Genomic DNA, 1,232 nt, shown 5'->3' with positions numbered 1-1,232 from the left:
GATCGAGCTCTATGCCAAGACCGATCGCAAGATGAAGCCGGAGTTCTTCAACCTGGTCGGCTCCGCCACGGCGCTGATCTTCACCGTGCCGAAGGACGACGCCGTGACCGGCACCTCGCGCTGCCTGAAGCGCATGGGCATCCTGCGCGGCAACACCATCACGATGCGCTACCGCCGCCTCAACCTCGAATGCACCCGCAACAAAAACGACGCATCGATCACGGTTCGCCGCGGCAACAACGAGTGATCAGCCTTCGTCGGTGAGGCGGGCGACGCCGTCGAGCACCTTGCCCCATCCCGGGCTCATCATGTCGAACGCGAACCGGTTACCCGGCAGCACGAAGCCGTCATGCACCATCCGCAGATGGGTGCCGCCCTCGACCGGCGTCAGCGTCCAGGTGACGACCGTGTCGAGCTTCGAGCCGTACTCCGGATTGGTGTCGGCGCCGCCCTTCCAGGAATAGCGCAAGAGGCGCGGCGGGTCGCAATCCAGCACCTCGCAGTGCACGACGCCGTCCCAGTCGCCGATCGGCTTGGTGTGGAAGTTGAAGCGGTGGCCGACGGCGGCAACGAAATCGTTCGGCATCAGCCATTTCGCGATCCGGTCGCTCGTCGTCAAGGTCCGCCAGATCTTCTCGGCCGCGTAGGGCAGCACTTTTTCGACCGTGATCGCACGCGTCTCACCCATCACTCACTCTCCTTCAGCAGCTTCTCCAGGCTGGCGAAGCGCTCGGCCCAGAATGTCTCGTAATGGCTGAGCCAGTCGATCAGCGGACCGAGCCCCTTCGGCGCGACGCGATAATGGATATGCCGGCCCTCGCGTCGCTCGGCGACGAGGCCGGCATCACGCAGCGCGCGCAGATGTTGCGACACCGCCGGCTGCGACACCTTCGAACCCAGCACCAGCCCGGTTGCGGCGATCTCGCCCTCCCGCGCAATGCGCTCGAACACCGCCCGGCGGGTTGGATCCGCGAGGGTCTTGAGCACGCTGGTCAGCTGCATGGCGGCGGTCATGAAAATATATAAGCAATTACTTATATGATTGTCAACGCCGCGCCGGCGCGGGAACGTTTCTCCCGCTCCGAAAGTTGATGAATGCGGTCGCATGTTTGCCGGAAAAACAGTGCGATAATCGCGGCTGCAATCGCGCGGTGCCGCCCATGATCGCAAAGCTCCTCCTGCAAAACACCGTCTTCGTCATCGCCATGGCCGCGCTGCTGTTCGGCTTCGCC

2 protein-coding genes and 1 pseudogene are annotated in these 1,232 nt (G+C 63.6%); 1 reads left to right on the top strand and 2 read right to left on the bottom strand.

Annotated features, from left to right (window positions below; translation table 11 throughout):
• Positions 1-247, top strand: a pseudogene (locus tag B2W55_RS29115) (hypothetical protein); the annotation flags it as partial.
• Here the strand turns inward: B2W55_RS29115 and B2W55_RS29110 are convergent.
• Both B2W55_RS29110 and B2W55_RS29105 read right to left on the bottom strand, forming a co-directional pair.
• A complete protein-coding gene (locus B2W55_RS29110) occupies positions 248-688 on the bottom strand; it encodes an SRPBCC family protein (protein WP_024580934.1) in 441 nt (146 codons plus the stop codon).
• Positions 688-1,014: an ArsR/SmtB family transcription factor gene (locus B2W55_RS29105; RefSeq protein WP_024580935.1), complete on the bottom strand. Its 327-nt coding sequence runs from the start codon at positions 1,012-1,014 to the stop codon at positions 688-690. The genes B2W55_RS29110 and B2W55_RS29105 overlap by 1 nt, the downstream gene beginning before the upstream one ends.
• Between the last annotated feature and the right edge of the window lie 218 nt (positions 1,015-1,232).

The sequence above is a fragment of the Bradyrhizobium sp. UBA2491 genome, assembly GCF_002341725.1.
GTDB lineage: Bacteria > Pseudomonadota > Alphaproteobacteria > Rhizobiales > Xanthobacteraceae > Bradyrhizobium.
Note: the sequence above shows the minus strand (reverse complement) of the source record. Positions and strands in the feature narration are given on the sequence as shown.